Here is a 26,978-nt window from a genome sequence, read left to right on the forward strand (position 1 = left end):
TTTAGGGGATTTTGGGGAATTTTGCAAAGGTCTCAGCGTGGGCTTTGCCCACGAATCAAACCCAAAATTTCAGACGGCCTCTTTTACCCAACATTTTCGTGGGCAAAGTCCACGCTACCATCTACGCCTTCAAGGCAAAAGGTCGTCTGAAAAGCGTTTTTCAGTATATGTAGGTCGGATTCTTGAATCCGACATTTTCAAACATTTCCGCCATAATCAAAAGCAGTAAAACATAAAACGTTTGTCAAATATGAGTATCCGACTTACCCATCATATTTAATGCTGAAATCCACATTGCTTCCACCCCAGTGCTTTGGGTAAATCCCCTGTTTCACATAACGGTGAAAAGTAGAAAACGGCCAATCGGAAACCTGATCGACATAGCCATGCTTTACGGGATTAAAATGTAGGTAATTGAAATGATTGATAAAGTCCGTTTCATCACGAATGGTATGTTCCCAAAACCTTTTTTGCCAAAGCCGACATTCTCTTCCAATCAAATATTGGCTGTACCGTTTAATTTGCCGCCAACGTTCCGAATAAGCGGCATCATTTTCAGGAAGACGCCAAATCGTATGCAGATGGTCGGGCATCAGCACCCATGCCTCAATTTCAAACGGATACCGCTCCCGAACCGTCATTACCGCCTGCCGCAAGGCCGAACGCACCGTTTCATCAGTTAGGATTTTTTGTCGTTTGTCAGCAACCACCGTAAAAAAGTAAGTACCGCCCGTTTGATAAAAGCGTCGGTATCGCATGAATTCCCTTTTTTAAATTAAATTTTTGTTTTTCGGAAAGATTTTTGTCGGATACAAGTATCCGACCTACGTTGAAACCGAACAATCCACGTAGGTCGGATTCTCGAATCCGACATTCCAATCATTCCCGAATTTTTGCAATGTGTGAACATCGTTTTTTTGTCGGATACCAGTATCCGACCTACGTTGAAACCGAGCAATCTATGCAGGTCGGATTCTCGAATCCGACATTTCAATCATTTCTGAATTTTCGCAGGGTGTGAACATCGGCTTTTTTTGTCGGATACAAGTATCCGACCTACGTCTTAGCGGCATTCGGATGGTGCAAATCGAGCAGGCAGCGTTCCTGGTGTAACGGGAGTCAGGCCATAATGGTCTGCAGTTGCATGGGTATCGGATGAACATGCCCATTGCACCACGCCCATATTAGCGGAGGTAAAGGCTTGCGGCAGGGTATCGAAACCACCTCCTGTTGCTCTAGGGACAAAAGGTGTCAAGGTCAAAGTATTGGCATTGTTATCCAAACCCACGGCTGCGGCATTATAAGTAATGGTAATCACGCCGCTTGTCGGGTCGCCTTGTATAGAATCTACATACTTACTGTATACACCCGTATTGTTGTTGCGAGTATTCAATTCGACAATGGCATTACGCAGATAAACTGGAGACGTCCTTCCATCTACAACAATTTCATTCTTTAAGGGAGCAACCAACAATAGCCCTTCTGCAATACGGGTACGTATGGCGTAATTTTGATAGGCTGGCAATGCAATTGCCGCCAAAATGCCGATAATAGCGATCACTACCATCAGCTCAATCAAGGTAAAGCCTCTATTTTTTGTATGTATTGTTTGTAAAAACACAATAGCCCCCTTATTAAATCTTGAAAAACGACTCCGAAAGATGAATCCGATTGAAATTTATTTTACTTGATAGAAAAACACCCGCCGCAGCGGGTGTTTCTGATTGATTAGATTAGCGGCATTGTGCAGGAGCGTATTTAGCTTGCAGAGTACCAGCAGTAGCAATTGCGATGTTTGATGCATCTGCAGTTGCATGAGTAGCAGAAGAGCAACCCCAGTCCAAAGCACCTGTAGCACCAGCTGCAATAGCGGCTTGCAGACTTTGACCGTTACCGCCACTACGTACCCATGGAGTAAGAGTCAAGGTGTTTTCTGTACCTCCAACACCAACGTTGGCCGCATTGTAAGTAATGGTAATAAGACCAGTAGTACCATCCATTTGAATCCTGTTAACATATTTAGAGTTGGCACCAGTATTATCATTTTGTGTGTTCCAAGTTGTAGCAACACGTGTCAGGTCGTTAGCTGCTGCAGAACCTTCTGTAGCAATAGCTTGTTTGGCGGATTCAGCCAAGCTCAAACCTTCAGTTACGCGGGTACGTACGGTGTAGTCTTGGTAAGCCGGCAGGGCGATGGCAGCCAGAATACCGATAATTGCGATTACGATCATCAATTCGATCAGGGTGAAACCTTTTTGGATTGCTTTCATTTAATAAACTCCAGTTTAAAAAGTGTTGTGAATAAAAAAATGTTTGTTGTTAAAAAACCGTAATGTGTTTGGCTCTGCTTGTTTATGAGTAAAACCATCAAGTAGAAGGAATATACAGCTTCCCGGTTTAGGCTTCGTTGCTTCGTTTCCCTTGCCGGACGTAATGTATCAAGCAGGGGATGTGCCAAGTCTGGATTTTTTTGGATTTTTTATGAAAATATTTTGTAATTTTATGTTTTTAATAGGTTTAAATTTATTTTGAAGGATTTTTCGGGCAGATTTGGGCTTTTTTATGACGTAGGATTGTTTCTGCGATATGACGTGTTTTGTCATTTTTTGATTTTTTTTGGGGAAGTGAAGAAGACGTTTTGTGTCACGTGCCGTGTTTCGTCACTTTTGAAAGCCTGTTTTAATAATATTTGAATATTTAGACAAGCGGTATTATTTTTCAGATAAACGGTATTTTTGAAATTTAGATATTCCCAATATATTGATTTTTCGAATATTTTTAATATGATATTTTGATATTTGGTATTTATTTGAGATGAACGGTAATTCTAAATGAGAATTTATGGGAATTAATTTAATTTTGAATGGTTGTTTTCAGCGCCCGAAGCCTCTTTTAAAAAGGGGATAACCGATAGGGATACCCATCCTCCCCTTGTTCGATTTTGCACATTATTTTTGGCAGATTCTGCCAGTTTTGAAATAATCACTGTGATGATGTTTGGCATTTATTTGAATCTATATATAGATGATAGAAACAGCAAAAGGTCGCCTGAAATCTCGAATTGAGGTTTTCAGACGACCTTTTGAGTTTGTTTTATGGATAAAGCGTAGGAATCGGGTTGCTAAGGCTGGCTTGAGTTTTGACCATCAGGCAAGCAGGGCGAGTAGTTTGTCGAAGGCTTCTTCAAACTGTTTCAAACCGTCTTCCTGTAAGCGGTTGGCAAGGGTTTCTACGTCTATGCCGAGCGCGGCGGTTTCGGCAAGCTGCGCTTTCGCTTCTTCCACGCCTTCGGTCAGCGAGGCTTTGGCTGTGCCGTGGTCGATGAAGGCTTTGAGGGTGGCATCGGGGACGGTGTTGACGGTGTGCGCGCCGATCAGGCTGTCAACGTAGAGCGTGTCGGGATAGGCGCGGTTTTTGACGCCTGTGGATGCCCATAAGAGCTGTACGCGGTTTGCGCCTTTGGCCTCCAGTGCGGCAAATTCGGGGCTGCCGAAGTATTGCGCCCAGTCTTGGTAGGCGGCTTTGGCAAGGGCGATGGCGATTTTGCCTTTGAGATGGTCGGGCAACGTGGCGTCAAGTGCGCCGTCCACGCGGGAGATGAAGAAGCTGGCGACGGCTTGGATATGGGCAACGCTTTGTCCTGATTCCAAGCGTTTGGCGATGCCGCGCGCGTAGGCGGCGTAGGCTTTGAGGGTTTGGGCGCGTGAGAACAGCAGGGTCAGGTTCACGCTGATGCCGTCGGCGATGAGGGTTTCGAGTGCTTCGATGCCTGCATCGGTGGCGGGAACTTTAATCATGGCGTTTTTACGCGCAATGGCGGCATGGAGGCGGCGGGCTTCTTCTACCGTGCCTTGTGCGTCTTTGGCAAGCTCGGGGGAAACTTCTAGGCTGACGAAACCGGTTTTGCCGCCGGTGGATTCGTGTTCGGCAAGGCAAACGTCGCAGGCTGCCTGTACGTCGGCAATCGCCATGGTTTCGTAGCGTTGTTTGGGGCTGAGGTCTTGTTGTTTGAGGGCGGCGACTTCATCGGCGTAAAGCGCGTCGCCGGCGAAGGCTTTTTGGAAGATGGCGGGATTGGAAGTGACGCCGCACACGCCTTGTTTCAGCATTTGCGCCAATTCGCCGCTTTGTACGAGCGAGCGGGAAAGGTTGTCCAGCCAGATTTGTTGTCCTAATGCTTTAACGTCCGATAAAATAGTCATCTCTGATTCCTTTAAATATAGGTTATTTGCGAAGCAGGCGGTAATGCTACCCCTATTCGGAAAATTTGGATAGTTTATTAGGGCATTTAATGATGTCCAAAACGATATAAAACGAACACAAAAAGGCGTAAATTTATGGCAGGAAACGGTCAATATCTCGATTGGGCGCACGAAGTGTTGCACACCGAAGCGGAAGGCTTGCATGAAATTGCGGCGGAATTGGACGAAAACTTCGTCCACGCGGCAGACGCGCTGCTGCACTGCAAAGGCAGGGTCGTTATCACAGGCATGGGCAAGTCGGGACATATCGGGCGCAAAATAGCGGCGACCATGGCTTCGACGGGCACACCCGCGTTTTTCGTCCATCCTGCGGAAGCGGCACACGGCGACTTGGGCATGATTGTGGACAACGACGTCGTCGTCGCGATTTCCAATTCCGGCGAAAGCGATGAAATCGCCGCCATCATCCCTGCGCTCAAACGCAAAAACATTACCCTCATCTGCATTACCGCCCGCCACGATTCGACCATGGCGAGCCATGCCGACATCCACATCACAGCGTCAGTTTCCAAAGAAGCCTGCCCGCTGGGACTTGCCCCGACCACCAGCACCACCGCTGTTATGGCTTTGGGCGACGCATTGGCAGTTGTCCTTTTGCGCGCACGCGCGTTCACACCCGACGATTTCGCCTTGAGCCACCCCGCCGGCAGTCTCGGCAAACGCCTGCTTCTACGCGTTGCGGACATCATGCACCAAGACGACGCGCTGCCCGCCGTCCGACTCGGCACGCCCTTAAAAGAAGCCATCGTCAGCATGAGCGAAAAAGGCTTGGGTATGCTGGCGGTAACGGACAACAAAGGTCGTCTGAAAGGCGTGTTCACCGACGGCGATTTGCGCCGCCTGTTCCAACAGCGCGACCGCTTTGACGGGTTGACCGTCGATGAAATCATGCATCCCTCCCCCAAAACCATCCCCGCCGAACGCCTCGCTACCGAAGCCCTGAAAGTCATGCAGGCAAACCATGTGAACGGGCTTTTGGTAACCGACGCCGACGGCGTGCTGACCGGCGCGCTGAATATGCACGATTTACTGATGGCGCGGATTGTGTAAAGGCGGGCTAACCGTTTTCAGACGACCTTTATGTTAGAATAGGTCGTCTGAAACCTAGCAATCCGCAAGGAAACACTATGCAAACCTTAGACCCCGAGCTGCAACAGCGCGCGGCGCATATCAAGCTGCTGATATTGGATGTGGACGGCGTTTTGACCGACGGCCGCATCTTTATCCGCGACGACGGCGAAGAAATCAAATCGTTCCACACCCTGGACGGACACGGCTTGAAGATGCTTCAGGCAAGCGGCGTGCAGACTGCGGTTATCACAGGTCGGGACGCGCCCTCCGTCGGCATCCGCGTCAAACAGTTGGGCATAAATTACTACTTCAAAGGCATTTCGGATAAACGCGCCGCCTATGAAGAATTGCGCGCTGAGGCGGGCGTAGAAGAAGCCGAGTGCGCCTTTGTCGGCGACGACGTGGTCGATTTGCCGGTGATGGTGCGCTGCGGATTGCCGGTTGCCGTCCCCGACGCGCATTGGTTTGCGCTGCAACACGCCGCCTATATTACGAAACATGCGGGCGGCGCAGGCGCGGTGCGCGAAGTGTGCGACCTGATTATGCGCGCGAAAGGTACGCTGGGCGCGGCTTTGAACGAGTACATCAAATGAAAGTAAGATGGCGGTACGGAATCGCATTCCCTTTGGTGCTGGCGGTCGCGCTCGGCGGATTGTCGGCATGGCTGGGGCGCATCAGCGAAATCGACATTGAAGAAGTCAAACTCAACCCCAACCAGCCGCAATATACGATGGACGGCATAGACGGGCGGCGGTTTGACGAACAAGGTCGTCTGAAAGAACATCTGAGCGCAAGACGGGCGAAACAGTTTCCCGAAAGCACCGATGTCCATTTCGAGCTGCCGCACCTCGTCTTCTTCCAAGAAGGCAGCCGGCTTTACGACGTCGGCAGCGACGAAGCCGTATACAACACCCAAACCAAACAACTCCTGTTCAAACACAACGTCGTCCTGACCAAAGCCGCCGATGCCAAGCGGCAGGCAGGCGTCGTCAAAACCGATCTCCTACACGTCAACACCGAATCGCAATACGCCCAAACCGACACGCCCGTTACCTTCCAATACGGCGAATCGAGCGGCAACGCCGAAGGTCTGACGTATGACCACAAAAAAGGTTTGTTGAACTTCCCATCCAGAGTGAAAGCCACGATTTATGATACAAAAAATATGTAAGGCATGTGTTTTAACCGCATTTTTCGCCACCGCCCCAGCCTACGCCCTGCAAAGGCGACAGCAAGCAGCCGATACAGATTGAAGCCGACCAAGGCTCGCTCGACCAAAACAACCAAAGTACCACCTTTACCGGCAACGTCATCATCAAACAAGGCACGCTCAACATCCGCGCCGGCAGCGTCAACGTCTCCCGCAACGACAAAGGCGAACAGTTTATGAAAGCCAGCGGCTCGCCCGTCCGCTTCAGCCAGACACTCGACGACAACAAAGGCACGGTTAACGGACAAGCCAACAATGTAACCTACTCCTCCGCCATCAACCTCGTTACCCTGACCGGCAATGCCAAAGTCCAACGCGGCGGCGATGTAGCCGAAGGCGCAGTCATCACCTACAACACCAAAACCGAAGTCTATACCATCAACGGCAGCTCGAAATCAGGCGCCAAATCCGCCGCCAAATCCGGCAGGGTCAGCGTCGTCATCCAGCCGTCCAGCACCCAAAAAACCAAATAACCAATATCTGACAACACAAAAGGTCGTCTGAAAACCAACGCAGCAAAAACCCCAAACAACATTTTCAGACGACCTCCGAACCAAGAGTCATTTATGAGCGAAAACACCAGCCGCCTCGTCGTTCAAAACCTGCAAAAAAGTTTCAAAAAACGCCAAGTCGTCAAAAGCTTCTCCCTCGAAATCGAAAGCGGCGAAGTCATCGGTCTGCTCGGCCCCAACGGCGCAGGCAAAACCACCAGCTTCTACATGATTGTCGGACTCATCGCCGCCGATGCAGGCAGCGTTACCCTCGACGGACAAGAACTGCGCCACCTGCCCATACACGAACGCGCCCGCCTCGGCGTCGGCTACCTGCCCCAAGAAGCCTCGATTTTCCGCAAAATGACCGTCGAACAAAACATCCGCGCCATTTTAGAAATCAGCACCAAAGACAAAAGCCGCATCGATGGCGAAGTCGAAAAACTGCTTGCCGACCTCAACATCGGCCACCTGCGCCACAACCCCGCCCCCTCCCTGTCCGGCGGCGAACGCCGACGCGTCGAAATCGCCCGCGTACTCGCCATGCAGCCGCGCTTCATCCTCTTGGACGAACCCTTCGCCGGCGTTGACCCCATCGCCGTCATCGACATCCAAAAAATCATCGACTTCCTCAAATCGCGCGGCATCGGCGTACTCATTACCGACCACAACGTACGCGAAACCCTCAGCATCTGCGACAGAGCCTACATCATCAGCGACGGCACCGTCCTCGCCTCCGGCAAGCCGGACGACTTGGTCAACAACGAACAAGTCCGCTCCGTCTATCTCGGCGAAAACTTTAAATACTGATTTCAAATACTGACCATGACAAACCGCACAATCAATTGTGCGGTTTTAAAATAACGAAACGTCAGAAAGGTCGTCTGAAAACGTTTTCAGACGACCTTTCGGGTAGGTTGGAGTGAAAACCCAACATTGCAAAAAATTCAACTCTCAACCCAAGCTAAACGTACCTAAAAGGAAAACATCCATGTCCAAACTCACCCTTCTCCTCTTATCCTCCCTCCTCGCCACGTCCGCCATCGCCGACACTCTGCCCGTACAACCTTGGCAAAATATGGGGGAATACGACGGCATCGTTCTCCCAAACGACAAAATCATCACCGGTATGGTTACTGCGACTGCATTCATAAACGAACAAGGTCATATCGAACAAACCGAATGGCAAGGCGAACCCCAAGAATTAGTCAAACTCTCCCAACGCACCGGACTGCCCGCATATGTCGAACCCTATCAAAGCTGCACATACGACGAAACCCAAACACAGCAAATTTGCACCCCATCGGCAAGCCAGAAAGAATTCAGGTTTTTCTATACTTTACCCAAGCACTTGAGAAAAGAAGCATTTACAAAACCTGTTAAAATACAGAGTCCTCCCTATCCTGCTCTTGCTCAAGAAAAGGGAGAAGAAGGCACTGTCATCATAGGCGCATTCGTCCCTCCTACCGGCTCAACGTTTCTCTATACAATAAAAAGTAGCGGTTTTCGAAGACTCGATAAAGCAGCTTATTCCGCAGTACATGCTTCGCTTCCTTTGCACCCTGCGACATACAAAAAACAACCCGTTGCCATCGCATACCAAATCCCCATCAAATTCTCCCTAGAATCCGAACCAAGCACAGACTCGACGAAGGCAGAAAAAACCATTGATTCAACTCAAAAGACAACAAAAAATACAAAAAAACCGAAAAGGAAAAAGGCAAAAAACACCAAAAAATAAACCGGTTTCAGACGACCTTTCGGGTAGCAACTGTCTCTTAGCTAACTTCCCATAGATTTCTTGCCGGACAAATCGGCAATCTTATTTAACAAATCAAGCACCTTATCCGACCCGAAATCATTGTCAGATTGCTTGTCTGCCGATGAATTGTCAGGCAAGTATTGGCTATTGAGCAGGCGATTGCGGATTTGGGTAAAGGTTTCCTGCACATATTCGTTTGCTTTTTCCGGATTGTTGAAACTGACAGCCGCGTGCTGGGAAGCCTCAAGCAAACCGCTATACAGCTCGATTTGGTGTTTCATATTGGAAAAATGGCGGATTTCCCCCAACAGATTTTTCTGATGTCGTAGGCAGGTTGTGCCGATCATCATTAGGGTAATAATGGGGAATGTGTAAAACAGGATATTCAGATTCTTCTCAGCAAAGAATTTAGGATAGCACAAAACGAATCCACTAAAAACCAATAATAAAATTATGGCAAGGGTGAACAAAATGATTCCTAATCGTTTAAACCAACAAGCCGTATTTTCATTATTTTGGATCTGACTATCGGTATTTTTCAAAGCTCCTGAAAGAGATTTTTGGGCCTCTTTAATTCGATTGCTTAATCCTTCTGTTAATTCTTTAATTTTTGAATTTAACTTCTCCTTTATTTTTTCTTTTTCTATTTTTTCTCTCTCAAGCTGAGTTAATAGTTTTGTGATTTCTTCATCATTCCGCACTGTATCAGATTGAGCTTGCTTTAATTTTATTTGTAAATCCTGAATAAATTTTTCTGAAGATTGGAGATTTCTTTGCAAGCTATCTACTAGCAAAGAGGAAGTTTCAAAGGGTGTTTGATCATATAAATCTAAATTAACTGTCTCTAAACCTGTTCCATCTAAATTTGCTTCATCTAAGTTTGCTTCATCGAAACTTGTTCCTTCTATCATTGCTCCACGCAAATTCGCACCACATAAATCTGCCCCATCTAATTTTGTCTCAATTAGACTTGCACCAATCAAATTTGCACCAATTAAACTTGCTCTACATAAATTTGCTTCATCTAAATCTGCTTCATATAAATCTGCTCCATACAATTTTGCCCTACGTAAATTTGCCCTACCTAATTTTATACCAATTAAATCTTTTCCATATAGGTCAGCTCTTTTACCATTTTTCCCACCGCTTTTAATCCATAATTGGTGTTGTTCTAATATAGACGCAAGAGTTTCTTGATCTATTTTGATATTGTTATTTTTCATGACGTACTCCCTTTCATTAAATTTGTGATTTCTTAAAGCTGATAAATAAAAATTGTCGATTCGATAAAATCAGCCCGTAGGTCGGATTCTCGAATCCGACATTTCCAACTTCGGAAACAACAGACGTGTCAAATGTTTTTTGTCGGATACAAGTATCCGACCTACATCTGGATTCCTGCCTGCGCGGGAATGACGGTGGAGGTTTCGACAAAAATTGCTTCTCCCGTTTTCAGACGACTATTTGCCTCGTCGGTGTACATTGTAACGTGGGTCTTGCCCACGACAATGACGGCTAAAAGAGGTCGTCTGAAATTTTGGGCTTGATTCGTGGGCAAAGCTCACGCTACGGGTTTCAGACGATCTACTCTTTTCGATTTTGTGTTTACTCATCTGAAAACTCATCTTCATGCCGCAAGCTGCGGATAAAGGTTTCAAAATCGGGGGCAAGTTCGACTATTTCAAAATCCCATTCTTGTTCGACAAGCACCACTTTCGGCTCTCCGTCTTTTCCACACTCTCGATAGTCCAAGGCAAACAGGGCATGCCCTCCTGACGGGTCGGTGGCCAAATACACGCCGATAGGCGGATATTCCCATTCTTCCAGCCAAAGTTTTTGCCCCATCTCGCCGCACAGACTCCCTTCTTTTTCAAAACCGATTCCCGATACCTCGCAAATTTGCACATGATCTTTTGCCCACGAATTTCTCTGCGTGGTTGGAAAGCAGTTTTTGACAAATATCCCGCCGTTTTGTACTGCCATCAATTCAATAAAACTTTGCGGCAATTTATAGCCTAGCTCACTTTCTACGGCAGCCAAAATTTCAGGGGTAAACGGAGCTTCTTTGTAGTTTTCATCTGCCCAACTATTAGCTTCCCATACGGAGGACAAATCAAAATCTTTAAAAACTTGGGACATAATGTTCTTCCTTATTGATTTCAGCCCGTAGGTCGGATTCCCGAATCCGACATTTCCAACAGCGGTATTTCGGAAACGATAGACGCATCAAATGTTTTTGTCGGATACAAGTATCCGACCTACATCTCTATTTGCCCCTTCGGTGTGCGTTGTAGCGTGGGCTTTGCCCACGAAAATGGCGGGTAAAAGAGGTCGTCTGAAAATTTAATGGGTTTCGTGTGGGCAAAGCCCACGCTACGGGTTTGCGGTGATTTGTAGGTAATAGAACCCACGCTATGCAGCTAATGACTTAATCCCCCTTCGTAACATCCGCTTTATCCGAGTTTCGCCTCCTCCCCGAACACTTCCCGCCACAATTTCCTGACATTGCTGTAATGTGCCAGCAATTCATCGGTTACTTCGGTTTTTTCCGCGTCGCGCAGTTTGGTGTTGTGTTGCTGCTGGCGGTAGAAGCGGTAGGCGGTGCGGCTTTGTTCGGCGAGGGTTTTGTCGATGAGGCCGCAGTCGGCGGCGATGTTCAAGAGGGCGATGTTGCCGTAGTTGTCGAGGAGTTGCGGATATCGGCGGGCGTGGGCAAGTATCAAATATTGGACGATAAATTCGACGTCGACCACGCCGCCGCGCGCGTATTTTACGTTGCTGTCAACCGGCGGATGGGTGGGGAACATTTTTTCGCGCATTTCGATGATTTCGTGTGCCAAGGCGGTTTGGTCGCGCTCGGCGGTGAGGATTTCGGTGCGGATGCGGTCGAAGGCCGTCTGAATTTCGGGTGTGCCGCAGATGAAGCGGGCGCGGGTGAGGGATTGGTGTTCCCACGTCCATGCGTTTTCGCGCTGATATTTTTCGAAGGCGGCGATGCTGTGGGCGAGGAAGCCGGCGTCGCCGTTGGGGCGTAGGCGCAGGTCGGTTTCGTAGAGGCTGCCTGCGCCGGTGGCGGCGGAAAGCCAGTTGGTCAGGCGGCGGGCGAGGCGGCTGTACACGTCGCCTGCGTCGGGATGGGGATCGTCGTAGAGGTAGACGAGGTCGAGGTCGGAGGCGTAGCCGAGTTCTTTGCCGCCGAGTTTGCCGTAGCCGGCGATGGCGAATTGCGGGGTGTCGCGGTGTTTTTTGGGCATGTCTGCCCACGCGCACGGCAGGGCGGCGGCGAGGATGGTGTCGGCGAGGGCGGAGAGTTGGTCGGAGAGGGATTCCACCGTCCACAGTCCGGCGAGGTCTTGGACGGCGAGGCGGAAGACTTGGGCGTGCTGGAAGCGGCGCAGGGTGTCCATTTGCGCTTCGGTGTCGCCGCCGCAGGCTTTGAGGTCGTCTGAAAGGGCGGCGGCAAGGGCTTGCCAGTCGAACGCGGTATCCAAAAGCTGGGCGCTGATGAGTTCGTCCAGCAGAATCGGATATTTGCTCAGATACGCCGCTACCCATGAGCTTTGGCTCATAATCTGCGCCAGTTGTGCCAAGGTTTGCGGATGTTCGTTGAGGAAGGCGAGATAGGCGGAGCGGCGGCTGATGTTTTCGAGGAAGTCAAACAGCCGCATCAGCGTATCGGTCGGATTGTTTTGCTCTGCCGCCGCCTGTCCGAACAGCGGCACAATCGCGTCAAAACGCGGCTGGGCGTGGGCGGAAAGGTGGCGGTATTTATGGCCGTGCCGGATTTGGTCGAGTCTTGCGGCGATGGTTTCGGCATCGAACCCGTGTTCTTTCAGACGGCCTTGCCGCTCTTCTTCGTCAGGCTTGTCCTGCCATGCCCATTGCCATTCGCTGTTGGCTTGCGTTTGCTCTTCGGGTTCGCTCAAAATTTCGTTGAACAACTGATTGACCTTGGCGCGGTGGGCGTTGAGGCCGTCTGAAAAGGCGGCGTAGCTGTCGAAACCCATGCTTTCGGCGAGCAGTTGCTGCTGTTCGGGCGAAGACGGCAGGGTTTGGGTTTGCTGGTCGTCCCAGTATTGCAGTCGGTGTTCGACGTCGCGCAGGAAGCGGTAGGCGGCAAGCAGGGTTTCGACGTTTTCAGACGGCATGATGCCCAGTTCGGCAAGTTTCTTCAGCGTTTCCTGCGTGCCTTTCAGTTGCAGCGCGCGCATTTGTCCGCCGCGTATCATCTGGAAAATCTGGGCGATAAATTCGACTTCGCGGATGCCGCCTGCGCCGAGTTTGATGTTGTCCGCCAGGCCTTTTTTGCTGACTTCGCTGCGGATTTGGCGGTGCAGGTTCCGCATTGCCTCATACGCGCTGTAATCCAGATATTTGCGGAACACAAAAGGGCGCACCAGCGATTTGATGTCGTTCGGATACGGCGTAACCACGCGGCCTTTGCACCACGCGTAGCGTTCCCATTCGCGCCCCTGCGTAATCAGGTATTGCTCCAGCGCGGTTTCGCTCAATACCAGCGCGCCCGAATCGCCGTCCGGCCGCAGCCGCATATCAACGCGGAACACCTGTCCGTCGGCGGTAATGTCGTTCAGCAGCGCAATCAGTTTCTGCCCGACTTTGGTGAAAAATTCCTGATTGCCCCGTTCGCGCCTGCCGTCGGTGTCGCCCGATTCGGGATAGACAAAAATCAAATCGATGTCGGAAGACACGTTCAGCTCATAGCCGCCCGCCTTGCCCATCGCCACCACGCTTAAATGCTGCGGCGATTTCGTATAACGCCCAATTGGCGTGCCGTACATATCCCGATAATAGGCGTAGGCGAAATCCAGCGCAGTATTGACGGCAAAATCGGCAAACAGCGTAATCGTGCGGGTAACTTCGTTCAAATCGCTAATGCGGTTTATATCGCGCACGATAATCTGCGACACGACATAACGGCGCAACTCGCGCAACTGCCGCGCCAATTCTTCATCGTTTTCTTCCGCGCGGATTTGGTCCCAATCGGCAAAGGCTTGGAAATCCGCTTCGGTTAAAACCTTGTCCAGCATGGGCAGGAAAATTTCGGACTTGAGTTTGCCGTTGTCGAGCTGGCGGGCGAGGAACAGGGAGTGGCGGCGGGCGGTGTCGAGGCGGTTGTCGGACATTTCGGGTTCCGTTTGGAAGGATGACGGGAGTGGGATAGTGGATTCACTTTAAATCAGGACAAAGCGAGGCAATGCCGTACTGGTTTAAAGTCAAGCCACTATATCATAGCAATCTTGGAGGTCGTCTGAAACAGCAGAACTCAGGCGTATGAGCGGGTTTGTTTGATGATATGGGAAGTTTGTTATTTGTTCTTGATAGTCAAAAGGTCGTCTGAAAAGTGTTTCAGACGACCTTTTGATGTGTTTAAACGGATTAGCCGGTCAGTTGTTTGGTAATCAGTTTTTTCAGCGGCGGGAAGTTGTTGCTGGCGCGCAATACCAAGCCGCGCAGGATTTTGGCGGGCGCGGTTTCATTGGTAAAGAGTTTGAGCAGCATATTGGTGCCGTGGTAAATCGGTTGGGCATGGAGCATATGCTTGGTGCTGTATTTTTCCAGCAGGCTGGCGGCGCCGATGTCTTGGCCGCGTTGTTCCGCTTCGAGAATCAGTTTTGCCAAGAGGTCCGCGCTGGATAGACCTAAGTTGAAACCATGCGCGGTAACAGGGTGCATGCCTACTGCGGCGTCGCCGATTAAGGCGCTGCGTTTGCCATAGAAGCGTTGGGCAATCATGCCGACCAAGGGGTAGTTGTGAATGGTGCTGACCAATTCCATATCGCCCAAACGGCCTTTGAGTTGCTCTTTGACGCTGGCAGCCAATTCTTCGGGAGACATTTTTTTGATGGTGTCTGCTTTGTCGCTATCGACGGTAATGACTGTGTTAGTCAGGTGTTCTTCCAAGGGCAGCAGGGCGATGGTGCGGCCGTAGTGGAAGCATTCGTAAGCGGTATGCTGGTTGGACAGGGTATGCTTCATGCGGCAGACAAACATGGTGCGGCTGTAATCGTGCATATCGGAGGAAATGCCCAGTTGCCGGCGGGTTTGGGAGAAGCGGCTGTCTGCTGCCAAGAGTAGGCGGCCGCTCAAAACTTCGCCGTTTTCCAAGATGATTTGGGCTTCGTCTTCGGAAGTTTTGACTTCTTTAACGCCCGTACCGGTCAGAATGGTAACGTTTTCCAGTTTGGAGACGACTTCATAAGCGGCTTTGCGGATATTGTGGTTTGAAATCAGATAGCCTAAGCAGTCGGCAGGTTCGCCGCGCGCTTGGGTCGGTTGCGGGAAGTGGAGTTGGTAATCGGACTGCCCGTTCAAAACCTTTGCATCGCGTAAGGGGTAAATTTCGTCTTTCGGAATCAAATCCCACATGCCCAAGCGTTGCATAATTTCGCGGGACAGGTGGGTCAATGCGATTTCACGCCCGTCATAAGGAGGGTTTTGTAAAATTTCTAAAGGGCTTTTTTCAATCAGGGTGATTTTCAAACCGCTGCCGGCCAGTTCTGCGGCAAAACTCAACCCGGCAGGTCCTGCGCCGACGACAAGAATATCGCTGTGTAAGCTCATGAGGCATCCTTTTTGTTAAAGGGGGACGGATAATTTCAGACGACCTTAAGTTTACTGTGTTTGAATGAGATAAGGGTAATCTGCATTGAGTAATTGATTATAGCAAAAGTATCGATTGAGTAATTCAAGTATTTATATCGTGAATGATTTTTTACGCTGCGCTTAATGTAAGTCAATGGCGGCAATGTGTTGCGTATCATGCCATATTTTAAAAACAATAAGTAGCGGCTATATGGGTTTGCTTTTTTCTTACGCCAGAGTATGGGAAGGATAAGATTATCATGAGGGCGAGGGGGTCGTCTGAAATTTTGTAGTATAGTGGATTAACTTTAAATCAGGACAAGGCGAGGCAATGCCGTACTGGTTTAAAGTTAATCCACTATAGCTTGGCTTTTAAGCAGTACAGTGTAGTTTCCTATCGTGTCTGTTGTATCGTGTGTTGCTTTGTTGTTTGCGCTGTTTAAGATTGAATCGGCGATGGCAAAATCATTGCCAACCCATACAAACAAAAAAGCCGTATTCCCTAAGAAATACGGCTTTCTCAATATCACGATAAACTCGGATTATTCTTCAGAACCGGTGTAAGGACGGATGCTGACCGTTTTACGGTTCAGCGCGCCTTTGGTTTTGAATTCAACATAACCGTCAACTTTGGCGAACAAAGTGTGGTCTTTGCCCATGCCTACGTTGTCGCCGGCATGGAATTTGGTACCGCGTTGGCGGACGATGATGGAACCTGCCGGAATCAGTTCGTTGCCGTAGGCTTTTACGCCCAAGCGTTTGGCTTCTGAATCGCGACCGTTGCGGGTGCTACCGCCTGCTTTTTTACTTGCCATTTGTAATACTCCTAAGTTTCAAAAATTAGGCGATTGCCACGATTTCGATTTGGGTGAAATTTTGGCGATGGCCTTGGCGTTTTTGGTAGTGTTTACGGCGGCGCATTTTGAAAATGCGTACTTTCTCGCCGCGACCATGAGCTACTACTTTAGCTGTTACTTTTGCGCCTTCAATGAAAGGAGCGCCAACTTTTACAGATTCGCCGTCAGCAATCATCAAAACTTCGGTCAGTTCGATTTGGCTGTCGAGTTCGGCTGGTATCTGTTCTACTTTCAATTTTTCGCCAACGGCAACTTTATATTGTTTGCCGCCGGTTTTTACGACCGCGTACATACTCAACTCCATGAGAATTATGGTTAATATCCCGCACACCATTGTGCGAAACACGAGATTCTATTGCTATTTGCCTGTTTTGTCAAAGTTTATTTCGTTTGTGGGGGCAGGGTCGTCTGAAAGATGTGTCAAACGGGCTTTGCTGCTATAATCGCGCGTTGGATTGCCGATATTTTTTATGCGGCAATATTATTTCCGCCTTATACCCAACCCATTTATTTATACGGCAAGCCTGCTTCATTTTGCTGACTGAGAATGTGTTATGCTCGAAAACCTGCCTTATTTCCAACGCCATCTGCCTGAAGACCTTTCACGGGTCAATGAGGTGATCAACCAAGCGGTTCAGTCTGATGTTGCGCTGATTTCGCAAATCGGTACTTATATTATCAGTGCCGGCGGTAAGCGTCTGCGTCCGATTATGACGATTTTGGCAGGTAAGTCGGTCGGCTATGATGGAGATAAGCTGTATGCTTTGGCGGCAATGGTGGAATTTATCCACACTTCGACTCTGCTGCATGACGATGTGGTCGATGAAAGCGATTTGCGCCGCGGACGCGAAACGGCGAATAATCTGTTCGGCAACGCGGCGGCGGTGTTGGTCGGCGACTTTTTATATACGCGCGCTTTCCAATTGATGGTTGATTCCGGCAGTATGCGCATTTTGGAAGTCATGGCGGATGCAACCAATATTATTGCCGAAGGCGAGGTCATGCAGCTGATGAACATCGGCAATACCGATATTACCGAAGCGCAATATGTTCAAGTGATTCAATATAAAACGGCCAAATTGTTTGAAGCGGCCGCGCAGGTTGGTGCGATTTTGGGCAATGCGTCCCCCGAGCATGAGCAGGCGTTGAAAGACTACGGCATGTATGTCGGTACGGCGTTCCAAATTATTGATGATGTTTTGGATTATTCGGGTGAAACCGAAGAAATCGGTAAAAACGTCGGCGACGATTTGGCAGAAGGCAAACCGACTTTGCCGCTGATTTATCTGATGCGCAACGGTTCGAAACAAGTGGCGGACGATGTGCGCCACGCTTTGGAAAATGCGGACCGCAGCAGTTTCCAAAAAATACATGATTATGTCGTCCATTCCGATGCGCTGACTTATTCGATTTCCGAAGCACGGAAAGCCGTTGAGCAAGCTGTGGCTTCTTTGGCAGTATTGCCCGATAGCGAAGTCAAGCAGGCGATGATTCAGTTGGCTGAGGAATCATTGGCACGGGTTTCTTAAATCCGATGAATTTCAATTTCGTCCCGATGTTTTTGGTGACGCTGATTTTTCTCGGCGTCGTCAGCAACAACAACTCGATTACAATTTCAGCAGCAATTTTGCTTTTAATGCAGCAGACTGCTTTGTCGCAATATATTCCTTTCGTGGAAAAACACGGCTTGCATTTTGGGATTATTTTGCTGACAATCGGGGTTTTAAGTCCGCTGGTTTCAGGGAAGGTTCAAATTCCGCCGCTGTCGGAGTTTGTCAATTTTAAAATGATTGCCGCCGTATTAATCGGCATCCTTGTCGCCTGGCTGGCAGGGCGCGGCGTACCGCTGATGAGCGAACAGCCTGTTTTGGTAACAGGTCTTTTGATCGGTACGGTTATCGGTGTAGCATTTATGGGTGGCATTCCGGTCGGTCCGCTGATTGCCGCGGGATTATTATCGTTTATTGCAGGAAAAGTTTAACACGCTCGCCATAGTTCAACGGATAGAACGTATGCCTCCTAAGCGTAAAATACAGGTTCGATTCCTGTTGGCGAGGCCATAAAATACAAAGAGGTCGTCTGAAAATTTTCAGACGACCTCTTTGTATTTTCTATGAACGGGAATCGTGAATCGTTCTGTCGGACTGCATCAAGATTCTTGTGCCGGCTGCATCTGCTTTTGAGGATGTTGGGTGTGCAGTGTCGTCAGCTTCTTCGTCAAGATATTCAAAATCACGCCGTAGGCCGGCAGGAAGAAGAGGGTGCAGATGGTGAGTTTGAACAGATAATCGACAAAAGCGATGCCCTGCCAGTTTGCCGCCATAAATTCATCGCTGCTGGCGTAAAAGGCAATGGCGAAAAATACCAATGTATCCAGAGCGTTGCCGATGACGGTTGATGCGGTCGGGGCGATCCACCACGCTTTCAGACGACGTAATTTGTTGAACACGAAAATATCAAGGATTTGTCCGAGTGCGTAAGCGGCAAAGCTGGCTAAGGCGATGCGTCCGACAAAGGTGTTGAATTCGGACAGCGCGCCTAAGCCTGTCCAGCTGCCGTCGTGGAACAAAACGGAAAAGATGTAGGAAAGCAAAAGAGCGGGGAACATGACCCAAAAGATAATCCGCCGTGCCAAGTGCGAACCGAAAATGCGGACGGTCAGGTCGGTGGCAAGGAAGATGAAGGGAAAGGAAAACGCGCCCCAAGTGGTGTGGATGCCGAAAATTTGGAAGGGGAACTGCACCAGATAGTTGCTGGCGGCAATGATGAGGATATGGAAAAGCACCAACCAGAAGAGCGCCTTCTGTTGTTGCGCTGTTGTAAATTCGTACATGGAAATCTTTCGGAAAGGCTTTCAGACGACCTTCTCATGAAAAAGGTCGTCTGAAAATGCGTAAAAGGGGATGGATTATTGGCTGTCGTGTTCGAACAGGCGTTTTCGTGCCAGTGTTTCAAACTCGGTACCTGCTTTGCCGTAATTGGCAAAAGGATGAATGGCGATGCCGCCGCGCGGTGTGAATTCGCCGAAAACTTCGATGTATTTCGGATCAATCAGGGCGATCAGGTCTTTCATGATGATGTTGACGCAGTCTTCATGGAAATCGCCGTGGTTGCGGAAGCTGAAGAGGTAGAGTTTCAGGGATTTGCTTTCCACCATCTTGATATGCGGGATGTAGCGGATGTAGATGGTGGCAAAGTCGGGCTGCCCGGTCATGGGGCAGAGGCTGGTGAATTCGGGGCAGACGAATTTAACGAAATAATCGTTGTCGGGATGTTTGTTGTTGAATGCTTCAAGAATTTCGGGAGCGTAGCCGGTCGGATATTGGGTTTTTTGATTGCCCAAAAGAGAGATGCCTTGCAGCTCTTCGGTATTGCGGGACATGAGGATTTCCTTAGTTTTTTAATGTGGGAGGTTTTCGAACCACGAAAGGCGGATTGTAATATAAGGGGAACTATGTGTGTGATTTTTTTGATAATTATTTAGCGGTTGAACGTTGGGTTGGAAATGCAAAAAAAATGATAGGTGGGCGCGGATGTTTTGATGTGGCGGTAATGCCTTTGCAAAGCAATGCGGATTGAATTTAAACTGATTTTTAAATTTATGATTTTTCTAGTTAATTTTTCCGCATTAATCGTAAAAGTTAAAATTTTTTTGAAGTGTTTTCAGTAGTATCTCAAAAGTCATGTTTTAAGTTATAGAACTAAGGAGAAGCGTCATCTCTCTAATAAATTATGGGGTTTTCAATATAAACAATAAATTAAGTTGTCGGTAACCACAAATCTATCCTTTCTGAATATTGATTTTGTAGAGTAAGAATTCGGAATTACATACAAATTAGATGACTTATGCATAAAAAACGCCACTTGTTATCTTCTTGGACCGATTGTCAGATTTTCATTCGGAAAATAATCAGTTGAATTAGTATAGCGGCATTGAATAAGTATTTGGTATTTTGAGGCAAATGAGATTGTCATTATTTGTTCTGATTTGCAGCAGAAACAGCCAATAAATTTAAGAAGAGGATATTTATAATGAGTTTTTCACAAACCGACTTGGTCAACGCGCTGCGCCAACTTTCCGACCGCCTGCCTGAATTTTCAGAACAACAGGTAAGAACAGGGCGTCTGTTACGGGTAACAACCGAACGTCTAAGCAGTCATCTCAATGAAAATTTAAAAACTTTCGGTATCAACGAGAATTTATGGTTCGCTTTGATGGCGGTTTACGTCAGCCCTAAAAGCGAAATCCTTCCTTCGCGTTTGAGCGACTTGATGGATTTGACGCGTACCAGTGCGACCCGTCTTTCCGATGAGATGGTAGAACGGGGATGGGTAGGTCGTCATATCAACCAGCAAGACCGCCGCCAGATTGTGTTAAAATTGACACAGGAAGGTGAGTCTTTTATCCAACAAGTATGGCCGCAGATTTCCAGTAAGAGCGGTGAAGCTTGGGAAGATTTTACCAATGAGGATTATACCCAGTTGCAAAATCTGTTGGGCAAGCTGTTGAACCGTTTGGACAGCTGATCTGATGCAGTAAGAATTGTGGCAGGGATAAAAGTAAAAAAACGGAGTCTGCCATGAAATCAAATATTGCCAAACGGGGCATCTGCATTATCGCAGTATCTGTACTTGCAGCTTGTGCGCAGTTTGGTAAACAAGCACCGTTGGAAGAACCAACGGTGTATTCTTTGCCCGATGGTAAGTCGGCATCCCTCATTCAAGACGGATGGTGGTTGCAATTAAAAGATAACAAACTGAATCAACTGGTTGCACAAGCTATCCAGACATCAACGGATTTGCGTATTGCCAAGGCGCGTTTCGAGCAAGCACAAGCGCAGCTGGGAATAACCGAAGCCGCCGGCAAAACGCAAATCGGTATGTCCGCGCGCGGGGTCGGGATGTATGTTGCACCCAAGCCCGCATCTTCCCGTATTGATACCGACCATACATTATTGTTGGCAAACGCGGCAGTACAGGGAAGTTGGACATTCGACTTTTGGGGAAAAAACCGTGAGCAGATTGCAGCGGTTTTGGGACGCCGTCAGGCAATTTTGTATGAAGCCCATCAGGCACGGATTGAGCTGGCGAATGCGGTAGCCAAGCAATATTTTATTTGGCAGGCTTTGAGCGAGCGTCAGGCTCTTGTGCAGGAACGTATCAATCTGTCAGAGAAAATGCAGCAATTGGTCTCACGCAGAATCCATGCAAACCTGATGCCCGCACAATCATTGTACCCGCTTGAATTGGCAAGTCAGCAACTTCAGTTGGAAAAAACGTCATTGGAACAACAGATTGCCAAAGTCCGACATGCTTTGGCAGTATTGAGCGGTAACGTGCCGGGAGCACTTTCCGAACAAGAACCCGGTAGGATGGGCGTGGTTCCTGTTGTGCCTGTGAATAGAATCCATGCGGATTTGTTAGCAGCCCGACCGGATATCGCGGCACAAAAATCATTATTGGAATCTAAGCTGCATACGGTTAAATCCACCGAAGCAGAGTTTTATCCCAATATTGAGTTAAAAGCCTTGGCGGGTCTTGGACATATTGATGCGTTCAATGTGGTAAGGGGTAAAACATCAGGCATGCTGGGTATTGTTCCTGCTATCAATCTTCCTATTTTTACGTCTGGGGCATTACAGTCAAAATTGGCAGGCAAACGCGCAGAATATAATGAGCAGGTGGCCGTGTACGATCAAACGGTTTTGAATGCAATGCGTTCTGCTGCGGATGCTGTTGTAGATTACCAAAGCCTACAAAGCAAACAGTCTACTTGGGATAAAATGCTGAAAATATCCGAGAAGTCGGTTAAAAATGCTCAGGGTAGAGTGAGGGCAGGATTGGATAATGGTCTTAGCGCATTACAAAAACAAGATGATATGTTGCAAGTGAAAATGCAATTGGTGCAGTATCAATCTGAACGGTTGATTGCATGGAGCAATCTGAATGCCCAGTTGGGCGGTGGGTTTAAAACGCAATAGAAGGTTTTCAGACGACCCCTTTCCTTTTAATCAAGTCAATTGGCGATATTTTGGATATGCATTTAACGTTTAAATGTATGTATTCAGAATGTCGCCAATTGCTTTTTGGTTGTCAGGAATCGGTATTGCTTGGATGACTTCGAAATGATTGTTTGCGCCTAATGGTAAAAGGGGATATCCAAATGGTTTTTAAATATGATTGTTACTTGATTGAGTAACGATGCAGCTATAGAATGCACCTCTGTATGTATTTTTCAGTATTGTCTATTCTATTAAAATCAAAGAGATATTAGTGGGATGGGGTGCATAAGGAAAATAGTCTGTAATTACCCAGGTTAAAATGAAATCATGGATGCGAATCTAGAAAATAATGAACAATTACGCAATTCAGGGACAAAAAGTTCAAGGGTGGGGCGTAAACGCGGGCGTAATCTGGCAGTTATTACACTGCTTTTTATTTTGATTGCAGTCGGTGTGGCTCTTGCGTATTTCTTATTCTGGCAATACGAGGAAGAGACAGAAGATGCCTATGTTGCGGGTCATCTGGTGCAAATTACCCCTCAGGTCACCGGTACGGTAAGGAAGGTGATGTATGACGATACTGATGTGGTCAAAAAAGGGGATGTCTTGGTTGCGTTGGATGACAGCGACTTCCAGCTGGCTTACGAGCGTGCTCAAAATGAATTGATTCAGGCAATTCGTCAGAATAAACAACAAACTGCGGTTAACTCAAAAGCAAAAGCGCAGGTTCTTTTGCGAAAAGCCGAATTAGCAAAGGCTCAGGCAGATTTACGCCGACGTGAAGCTTTATCGGGAACGGATGCGATTTCAGGTGAAGAGTTGAGTCATGCCCGTGCTGCGGTGGTTCAGGCGCAAGCGGCTTTGAAGGCAGTGGAAGCGGAAGAGACTTCTGCACAAGCAGTTTTAGGTAATAATATCCCTCTGCGGCAACAACCTGCGGTGCAAACAGCCATCAGCCATATTAAGGATGCATGGCTGAATCTGCAACGCACCCAAATTCGCGCACCGATGAATGGACAGATTGCCAAACGAAATGTTCAAGTTGGGCAGCGTATTGCCCAAGGTTCTCCAATGATGGCTGTGGTTCCTTTGAGCAATCTTTGGGTGGATGCTAACTTTAAAGAATCGCAACTGCGTCAAATGAAAATTGGTCAACCTGTTGAAATGACTGCTGATTTATATGGAAATAAAGTGGTCTATCATGGCAGGGTGATGGGTTTGTCAGCGGGTACGGGCAGTGCATTTTCCCTTTTGCCGCCGCAAAATGCGACGGGGAACTGGATTAAGGTTGTGCAACGTGTTCCGGTCCGCATCAGTTTGGATGCGAAAGAGTTGCAGGCTAATCCGCTTCGTGTCGGTTTATCTATGAAGGTAAAAGTTGATATTTCAGGTGCCGGCTCAGGGAAAAACATGACGGCTGCCGCTGATAAAAATGTAGCATCCCCGGAAACTGAAGGCGTAGATTGGGCTGCCGCCGATGCGTTGATCGATAAGATTTTTGAGAAATACGCTAAGTAAAAATGTTTTCAGACGACCTTTCATGCGTTGAATTGCTGAATTTGGGAATTTGATAGCGAATAGATATCGAAGCGCATGAGGAAGCAAATTTGTGATGGATTAAATGTAAGGCAGAACTTTGTTTTTGGCTTGCGATGATGTGAATATTCATCAAAGAGGTCGTCTGAAAAGGGATGTGTATCTAAGCGCAATCACTGTGCAATATATTGAATGAATAATAGCGAAGAAATATGAATTATCCGCCATTGCAGGGTGTTAGGCTGGTGCTGGTTACGTTGGCACTCAGCCTTGCCGTTTTTATGGAAGTCTTGGATACCACGATTGCCAACGTTGCAGTACCGGTAATTGCCGGGGACTTGGGGGCGGCGACTACTCAGGGTACTTGGGTTATTACGTCATTTGCTGTGGCGAATGCGATTTCAGTGCCGCTAACCGGATTTATGGCAAAACGGTTTGGCGAAGTAAAACTGTTTATCGCCTCCGTAGTGGGATTTGTTTTGCTGTCGTGGTTGTGCGGCATTGCACCCAATCTTCAGGCTTTGGTGATCTTCAGGGTGTTACAAGGCTTTGTAGCCGGACCGTTGATTCCGCTGTCGCAAAGTTTGCTCATGGCGTCGTATCCTCCTGAAAAACGAACATTGGCTTTGGCATTGTGGGCAATGACCGTTGTCGTCGCGCCTGTTTTAGGTCCTATTCTCGGCGGTTGGATTTCGGATAATTGGCATTGGGGTTGGATTTTCTTCATCAACATCCCTATTGGTATTATTTCTGCACTTATTGTGTGGCAGCAATTGAGGGATAGGGAAACAGAAGTGGTTAAGACGCCGATAGATTACATCGGTTTGGTCTTGATGGTGGTTGGCGTCGGTGCGCTGCAAATGATGCTTGATAGAGGTAAAGAGTTGGACTGGTTTGCCTCTGGAGAGATTATTGTGTTAGGCATCGTTGCATTGGTATGTCTGACGTATTTTGTGGTTTGGGAGCTTGGCGAGAAATACCCGATTGTCGATTTTTCTTTGTTTAGCAACAGAAATTTTACGATAGGCGTATTGGCGACCTCATTGGGCTTTATGGTTTACATGGGTACGCTCACGCTGTTGCCGCTGGTGTTGCAGTCTAATCTTGGTTATACCGCAACATGGGCGGGTTTGGCGGCTGCGCCGGTGGGCTTTCTTCCTATCTTGTTGTCCCCGATTATAGGTAGATTCGGAAACCGCATTGATATGCGTCTTCTTGTTACCGCAAGTTTCTTGACGTTTGCTTTTACTTTCTATTGGCGCACTGATTTTTATGCCGGAATGAATATGAGCAATGTTGTTTGGCCCCAATTCTGGCAAGGCTTGGGTGTGTCCATGTTTTTCCTTCCGTTGACCAGCATTACATTGTCCCATATTAAATCCGATCAAATTGCATCAGCAAGTAGCCTGTCTAATTTCTTGCGCGTCTTCATGGGTGGTGTGGGTGTATCCATAGTCAGTACCATGTGGGAGCGTAGAGAAGCTTTGCATCATACGCAACTGAGTGAACAGATTAATCCATATTCGAGTTTGACTGTTCAAACAGTTCATGAAATGACGAATCGGGGGCTGAGTGAACAGCAGGTTTTGAAAAATATTTCCGATGCCATTACGCAGCAAGGCTTCATTATGGGATCAAATGAGATTTTTCTGGCTGGCAGTATCTTGTTCATCGTCATGATTTCCATAATTTGGTTTGCCAAGCCGCCGTTTAATGGGAGTTCATCAGCAGGGCATTAAATATCACAAAGGTCGTCTGAAAATTTTCAGACGACCTTTGCTGTTGTAGAAGATAGTTAAGGTTAACCTGATTACTTACAGGTTTAGTTTGTCCAGATGGCGAGCAAGAGATTGAACAATTTCTTCTGCTACCTGTAATTTCTCTTTCTCAGGGAAAGATAGTTCCTCGTCATCCGTAATAATAGTAATCTGATTGGTAGATTTTCCCATTGCCTGAGAAACGTCATTGGCAATCAGCATCGGAATGCCTTTGCGTAAACGTTTTGCTCGAGCATATTCCAAAACTTTTTCACTTTCTGCTGCAAATCCAATACAAAAAGGAGGTTTGGGTAAGGCTGCTACAGATGCCAAAATATCAGGATTGGCTTCCAATTCAAGGGTCGGGGTATCTTTTGAATTTTCTTTTTTCAATTTGTGCGGGCTGCTGTTTTTTACCTTATAGTCAGCCACAGCGGCTACGGAAATAAAAACATCCTGATCTTCAATATATTTATGAACGGCATCGTACATTTCTTTGGCGCTAATAGCCTGTTCCATATGATAGAGACCGGTCGGCAGGGGAGTTTGTAACTGTCCATAAATTAACGTAACTTGTGCGCCGGCCATTCTGCATGCGCGGGCTAGGGCAATGCCCATTTGACCGCTGGAAATATTCGTAATCCCACGGACCGGGTCAATCATTTCCAGAGTTGCACCGGCAGTGATTAAGATTTTTTTGCCGGCAAGTATTTTCGGCGTCCATAAATCATGAATCAAATCGGCAAGTTCAACAGCTTCAGGCATTCTCCCTATCCCGATTTCACCGCAAGCCTGTTCGCCATAGGATGGCTGAAAAACCGTGATGTCGTCTGAAATCAGTTGTTGGATATTCCTCTGATTGGCAGGATTGTTCCACATCTCCACATTCATCGCCGGAGCGACTGCCATGGAGCATTTTCGTGCTGCTGCCAAATTGGTCAGCAGATTATCAGCAATACCGTTGGCAATCTTGGCAACCGTATTGGCAGTAGCGGGAGCAATTAAAAAAACATCCGCTTCTCGGGTTAAATCAATATGACTCATTCCTCTAGTTGAGTGGCCATCGTGCGTATCGACTAGAACAGGATTTCCGCTTAATGCTTGAAACGTAAGGGGGGTAACGAATTCAGTAGCAGCACGACTCATTGCCACCGTTACAGAATGTCCTTGTTTTTTTAGTAATCGGACCAACTCACATGATTTATAAGCCGCAATACCACCGCTTATCCCTAAAAGAATGTGTTTACTCATTACAGCAACTCAATCCAATTTGAATCAAATAAGTCATAATACTAACATGGATACTGTTTAAAAAAGTAACAGGGATTGATGGGTAAGAGGCTTTAAGTTGTGAGTTGAAGCTCGGTATGTTTGAAATTGTTTCGGATGTTTATGATAAAGGTCGTCTGAAAGGGATTTCAGACGAC

At 47.8% G+C, this 26,978-nt stretch carries 26 protein-coding genes, 1 tRNA gene, 2 pseudogenes and 1 riboswitch; of the genes and pseudogenes, 14 read left to right on the top strand and 15 right to left on the bottom strand.

The window, feature by feature from the left end:
• Positions 1-229: pseudogene (locus HMPREF3277_RS15315) on the top strand (hypothetical protein); the annotation flags it as partial.
• 34 nt (positions 230-263) lie between these two features.
• Here the strand turns inward: HMPREF3277_RS15315 and HMPREF3277_RS07065 are convergent.
• From HMPREF3277_RS07065 to tal, 5 genes are all read right to left on the bottom strand, one after another.
• Positions 264-758: an REP-associated tyrosine transposase gene (locus HMPREF3277_RS07065; RefSeq protein WP_003766768.1), complete on the bottom strand. Its 495-nt coding sequence runs from the start codon at positions 756-758 to the stop codon at positions 264-266.
• A 305-nt stretch (positions 759-1,063) separates the two neighbouring features.
• On the bottom strand, positions 1,064-1,621 hold the full coding sequence (locus HMPREF3277_RS15595) for a pilin (RefSeq protein ID WP_283127071.1): 558 nt from the start codon (positions 1,619-1,621) through the stop codon (positions 1,064-1,066).
• A gap of 112 nt (positions 1,622-1,733) precedes the next feature.
• Positions 1,734-2,270: a pilin gene (locus HMPREF3277_RS07075; protein WP_070870517.1), complete on the bottom strand. Its 537-nt coding sequence runs from the start codon at positions 2,268-2,270 to the stop codon at positions 1,734-1,736.
• Between the two features lie 578 nt (positions 2,271-2,848).
• Positions 2,849-3,004 carry a hypothetical protein gene (locus HMPREF3277_RS14910; RefSeq protein ID WP_168168253.1) on the bottom strand — a complete coding sequence of 52 codons (156 nt, stop codon included), beginning with the start codon at positions 3,002-3,004 and terminating at the stop codon, positions 2,849-2,851.
• Between the two features lie 142 nt (positions 3,005-3,146).
• Positions 3,147-4,202, bottom strand: a complete 1,056-nt coding sequence (tal, locus tag HMPREF3277_RS07080; protein WP_070870518.1) for a transaldolase — start codon at positions 4,200-4,202, stop codon at positions 3,147-3,149.
• Positions 4,203-4,337: 135 nt separating this feature from the next.
• On the opposite strand from tal, the gene HMPREF3277_RS07085 reads away from it, so the two are divergent.
• From HMPREF3277_RS07085 to HMPREF3277_RS07110, 6 genes and pseudogenes are all read left to right on the top strand, one after another.
• On the top strand, positions 4,338-5,312 hold the full coding sequence (locus tag HMPREF3277_RS07085) for a KpsF/GutQ family sugar-phosphate isomerase (protein WP_070870520.1): 975 nt from the start codon (positions 4,338-4,340) through the stop codon (positions 5,310-5,312).
• A 77-nt stretch (positions 5,313-5,389) separates the two neighbouring features.
• The gene (locus HMPREF3277_RS07090) at positions 5,390-5,926 is read left to right on the top strand and encodes a KdsC family phosphatase (protein WP_070870522.1); all 537 of its coding nucleotides are present in this window, start codon (positions 5,390-5,392) and stop codon (positions 5,924-5,926) included.
• Positions 5,923-6,504, top strand: coding sequence for an LPS export ABC transporter periplasmic protein LptC (gene lptC / locus HMPREF3277_RS07095; RefSeq protein ID WP_070870524.1), 582 nt, complete (start codon positions 5,923-5,925; stop codon positions 6,502-6,504). Before HMPREF3277_RS07090 ends, lptC begins: the two co-directional genes overlap by 4 nt.
• Positions 6,485-7,016: pseudogene (gene lptA / locus HMPREF3277_RS07100) on the top strand (lipopolysaccharide transport periplasmic protein LptA). The gene lptC and the pseudogene lptA overlap by 20 nt, the downstream one beginning before the upstream one ends.
• Positions 7,017-7,109: 93 nt before the next feature.
• Positions 7,110-7,844: an LPS export ABC transporter ATP-binding protein gene (gene lptB / locus HMPREF3277_RS07105; RefSeq protein ID WP_003766063.1), complete on the top strand. Its 735-nt coding sequence runs from the start codon at positions 7,110-7,112 to the stop codon at positions 7,842-7,844.
• A gap of 181 nt (positions 7,845-8,025) precedes the next feature.
• Complete coding sequence (locus HMPREF3277_RS07110) at positions 8,026-8,775, top strand: energy transducer TonB (RefSeq protein WP_070870525.1); 750 nt, start codon at positions 8,026-8,028, stop codon at positions 8,773-8,775.
• A gap of 41 nt (positions 8,776-8,816) precedes the next feature.
• Here HMPREF3277_RS07110 and HMPREF3277_RS07115 read toward each other — a convergent pair whose 3' ends face one another.
• The 7 genes from HMPREF3277_RS07115 to rplU form a co-directional block, all read right to left on the bottom strand.
• Positions 8,817-10,019 (bottom strand): pentapeptide repeat-containing protein, encoded by a 1,203-nt coding sequence (locus tag HMPREF3277_RS07115; RefSeq protein WP_070870527.1) that lies wholly within the window; start codon positions 10,017-10,019, stop codon positions 8,817-8,819.
• Between the two features lie 161 nt (positions 10,020-10,180).
• Positions 10,181-10,354, bottom strand: a complete 174-nt coding sequence (locus HMPREF3277_RS14915) for a hypothetical protein (RefSeq protein ID WP_168168254.1) — start codon at positions 10,352-10,354, stop codon at positions 10,181-10,183.
• Positions 10,355-10,401: 47 nt separating this feature from the next.
• The gene (locus HMPREF3277_RS07120) at positions 10,402-10,935 is read right to left on the bottom strand and encodes an SMI1/KNR4 family protein (protein ID WP_070870529.1); all 534 of its coding nucleotides are present in this window, start codon (positions 10,933-10,935) and stop codon (positions 10,402-10,404) included.
• A 314-nt stretch (positions 10,936-11,249) separates the two neighbouring features.
• Complete coding sequence (glnE, locus tag HMPREF3277_RS07125) at positions 11,250-13,940, bottom strand: bifunctional [glutamate--ammonia ligase]-adenylyl-L-tyrosine phosphorylase/[glutamate--ammonia-ligase] adenylyltransferase (RefSeq protein WP_070870530.1); 2,691 nt, start codon at positions 13,938-13,940, stop codon at positions 11,250-11,252.
• 253 nt (positions 13,941-14,193) lie between these two features.
• Complete coding sequence (gene ubiM / locus HMPREF3277_RS07130) at positions 14,194-15,378, bottom strand: 5-demethoxyubiquinol-8 5-hydroxylase UbiM (protein WP_070870532.1); 1,185 nt, start codon at positions 15,376-15,378, stop codon at positions 14,194-14,196.
• A 563-nt stretch (positions 15,379-15,941) separates the two neighbouring features.
• A complete protein-coding gene (gene rpmA / locus HMPREF3277_RS07135; RefSeq protein ID WP_002212328.1) occupies positions 15,942-16,214 on the bottom strand; it encodes a 50S ribosomal protein L27 in 273 nt (90 codons plus the stop codon).
• Between the two features lie 25 nt (positions 16,215-16,239).
• Positions 16,240-16,548: a 50S ribosomal protein L21 gene (gene rplU, locus HMPREF3277_RS07140; protein WP_003763980.1), complete on the bottom strand. Its 309-nt coding sequence runs from the start codon at positions 16,546-16,548 to the stop codon at positions 16,240-16,242.
• A gap of 262 nt (positions 16,549-16,810) precedes the next feature.
• Between rplU and HMPREF3277_RS07145 the strand changes: the two genes are divergently transcribed.
• The 3 genes from HMPREF3277_RS07145 (at position 16,811) to HMPREF3277_RS07155 (ending at position 18,316) form a co-directional block, all read left to right on the top strand.
• Positions 16,811-17,785: a polyprenyl synthetase family protein gene (locus HMPREF3277_RS07145; protein WP_003763985.1), complete on the top strand. Its 975-nt coding sequence runs from the start codon at positions 16,811-16,813 to the stop codon at positions 17,783-17,785.
• 5 nt (positions 17,786-17,790) lie between these two features.
• On the top strand, positions 17,791-18,237 hold the full coding sequence (locus tag HMPREF3277_RS07150; RefSeq protein ID WP_070602218.1) for a DUF441 domain-containing protein: 447 nt from the start codon (positions 17,791-17,793) through the stop codon (positions 18,235-18,237).
• Between the two features lie 4 nt (positions 18,238-18,241).
• Positions 18,242-18,316 (top strand) — tRNA-Arg (locus tag HMPREF3277_RS07155).
• A gap of 89 nt (positions 18,317-18,405) precedes the next feature.
• Here HMPREF3277_RS07155 and HMPREF3277_RS07160 read toward each other — a convergent pair.
• Together HMPREF3277_RS07160 and queF are read right to left on the bottom strand one after the other, a co-directional pair.
• A complete protein-coding gene (locus HMPREF3277_RS07160; RefSeq protein ID WP_003780140.1) occupies positions 18,406-19,089 on the bottom strand; it encodes a 7-cyano-7-deazaguanine/7-aminomethyl-7-deazaguanine transporter in 684 nt (227 codons plus the stop codon).
• A 75-nt stretch (positions 19,090-19,164) separates the two neighbouring features.
• A complete protein-coding gene (queF, locus tag HMPREF3277_RS07165) occupies positions 19,165-19,638 on the bottom strand; it encodes a preQ(1) synthase (protein WP_070870534.1) in 474 nt (157 codons plus the stop codon).
• Positions 19,639-19,642: 4 nt separating this feature from the next.
• A riboswitch (PreQ1 riboswitch) is annotated at positions 19,643-19,687 on the bottom strand.
• Positions 19,688-20,288: 601 nt separating this feature from the next.
• On the opposite strand from queF, the gene HMPREF3277_RS07170 reads away from it, so the two are divergent.
• The 4 genes from HMPREF3277_RS07170 to HMPREF3277_RS07185 all read left to right on the top strand — a co-directional run bounded on the left by HMPREF3277_RS07170 (position 20,289) and on the right by HMPREF3277_RS07185 (position 25,533).
• A complete protein-coding gene (locus tag HMPREF3277_RS07170) occupies positions 20,289-20,783 on the top strand; it encodes a MarR family transcriptional regulator (protein WP_003757030.1) in 495 nt (164 codons plus the stop codon).
• Positions 20,784-20,836: 53 nt separating this feature from the next.
• On the top strand, positions 20,837-22,237 hold the full coding sequence (locus HMPREF3277_RS07175; RefSeq protein WP_003763838.1) for an efflux transporter outer membrane subunit: 1,401 nt from the start codon (positions 20,837-20,839) through the stop codon (positions 22,235-22,237).
• Positions 22,238-22,585: 348 nt separating this feature from the next.
• The gene (locus tag HMPREF3277_RS07180) at positions 22,586-23,776 is read left to right on the top strand and encodes an HlyD/EmrA/EmrK family protein (RefSeq protein WP_003757026.1); all 1,191 of its coding nucleotides are present in this window, start codon (positions 22,586-22,588) and stop codon (positions 23,774-23,776) included.
• Positions 23,777-24,006: 230 nt separating this feature from the next.
• Positions 24,007-25,533 (top strand): DHA2 family efflux MFS transporter permease subunit, encoded by a 1,527-nt coding sequence (locus tag HMPREF3277_RS07185; RefSeq protein ID WP_003763839.1) that lies wholly within the window; start codon positions 24,007-24,009, stop codon positions 25,531-25,533.
• A gap of 75 nt (positions 25,534-25,608) precedes the next feature.
• Here the strand turns inward: HMPREF3277_RS07185 and coaBC are convergent, their stop codons facing one another.
• Positions 25,609-26,802 (bottom strand): bifunctional phosphopantothenoylcysteine decarboxylase/phosphopantothenate--cysteine ligase CoaBC, encoded by a 1,194-nt coding sequence (gene coaBC, locus HMPREF3277_RS07190; protein ID WP_070870535.1) that lies wholly within the window; start codon positions 26,800-26,802, stop codon positions 25,609-25,611.
• Positions 26,803-26,978: the final 176 nt, after the last annotated feature.

The sequence above is a fragment of the Neisseria sp. HMSC70E02 genome, from assembly GCF_001838645.1.
In the GTDB taxonomy this organism is placed as follows: Bacteria; Pseudomonadota; Gammaproteobacteria; order Burkholderiales; family Neisseriaceae; genus Neisseria; species Neisseria macacae.

Bases quoted from the DNA above. Each gene is read 5' to 3' on its own strand.
- HMPREF3277_RS07065 (WP_003766768.1), bottom strand. From the start codon at position 758: ATGCGATACCGACGCTTTTATCAAACGGGCGGTACTTACTTTTTTACG.
- HMPREF3277_RS07075 (WP_070870517.1), bottom strand. From the start codon at position 2,270: ATGAAAGCAATCCAAAAAGGTTTCACCCTGATCGAATTGATGATCGTA.
- HMPREF3277_RS14910 (WP_168168253.1), bottom strand. From the start codon at position 3,004: ATGCCAAACATCATCACAGTGATTATTTCAAAACTGGCAGAATCTGCC.
- tal (WP_070870518.1), bottom strand. From the start codon at position 4,202: ATGACTATTTTATCGGACGTTAAAGCATTAGGACAACAAATCTGGCTG.
- HMPREF3277_RS07085 (WP_070870520.1), top strand. From the start codon at position 4,338: ATGGCAGGAAACGGTCAATATCTCGATTGGGCGCACGAAGTGTTGCAC.
- HMPREF3277_RS07090 (WP_070870522.1), top strand. From the start codon at position 5,390: ATGCAAACCTTAGACCCCGAGCTGCAACAGCGCGCGGCGCATATCAAG.
- lptC (WP_070870524.1), top strand. From the start codon at position 5,923: ATGAAAGTAAGATGGCGGTACGGAATCGCATTCCCTTTGGTGCTGGCG.
- lptB (WP_003766063.1), top strand. From the start codon at position 7,110: ATGAGCGAAAACACCAGCCGCCTCGTCGTTCAAAACCTGCAAAAAAGT.
- HMPREF3277_RS07110 (WP_070870525.1), top strand. From the start codon at position 8,026: ATGTCCAAACTCACCCTTCTCCTCTTATCCTCCCTCCTCGCCACGTCC.
- HMPREF3277_RS07115 (WP_070870527.1), bottom strand. From the start codon at position 10,019: ATGAAAAATAACAATATCAAAATAGATCAAGAAACTCTTGCGTCTATA.
- HMPREF3277_RS07120 (WP_070870529.1), bottom strand. From the start codon at position 10,935: ATGTCCCAAGTTTTTAAAGATTTTGATTTGTCCTCCGTATGGGAAGCT.
- glnE (WP_070870530.1), bottom strand. From the start codon at position 13,940: ATGTCCGACAACCGCCTCGACACCGCCCGCCGCCACTCCCTGTTCCTC.
- ubiM (WP_070870532.1), bottom strand. From the start codon at position 15,378: ATGAGCTTACACAGCGATATTCTTGTCGTCGGCGCAGGACCTGCCGGG.
- rpmA (WP_002212328.1), bottom strand. From the start codon at position 16,214: ATGGCAAGTAAAAAAGCAGGCGGTAGCACCCGCAACGGTCGCGATTCA.
- rplU (WP_003763980.1), bottom strand. From the start codon at position 16,548: ATGTACGCGGTCGTAAAAACCGGCGGCAAACAATATAAAGTTGCCGTT.
- HMPREF3277_RS07145 (WP_003763985.1), top strand. From the start codon at position 16,811: ATGCTCGAAAACCTGCCTTATTTCCAACGCCATCTGCCTGAAGACCTT.
- HMPREF3277_RS07150 (WP_070602218.1), top strand. From the start codon at position 17,791: ATGAATTTCAATTTCGTCCCGATGTTTTTGGTGACGCTGATTTTTCTC.
- HMPREF3277_RS07160 (WP_003780140.1), bottom strand. From the start codon at position 19,089: ATGTACGAATTTACAACAGCGCAACAACAGAAGGCGCTCTTCTGGTTG.
- queF (WP_070870534.1), bottom strand. From the start codon at position 19,638: ATGTCCCGCAATACCGAAGAGCTGCAAGGCATCTCTCTTTTGGGCAAT.
- HMPREF3277_RS07170 (WP_003757030.1), top strand. From the start codon at position 20,289: ATGAGTTTTTCACAAACCGACTTGGTCAACGCGCTGCGCCAACTTTCC.
- HMPREF3277_RS07175 (WP_003763838.1), top strand. From the start codon at position 20,837: ATGAAATCAAATATTGCCAAACGGGGCATCTGCATTATCGCAGTATCT.
- HMPREF3277_RS07180 (WP_003757026.1), top strand. From the start codon at position 22,586: ATGGATGCGAATCTAGAAAATAATGAACAATTACGCAATTCAGGGACA.
- HMPREF3277_RS07185 (WP_003763839.1), top strand. From the start codon at position 24,007: ATGAATTATCCGCCATTGCAGGGTGTTAGGCTGGTGCTGGTTACGTTG.
- coaBC (WP_070870535.1), bottom strand. From the start codon at position 26,802: ATGAGTAAACACATTCTTTTAGGGATAAGCGGTGGTATTGCGGCTTAT.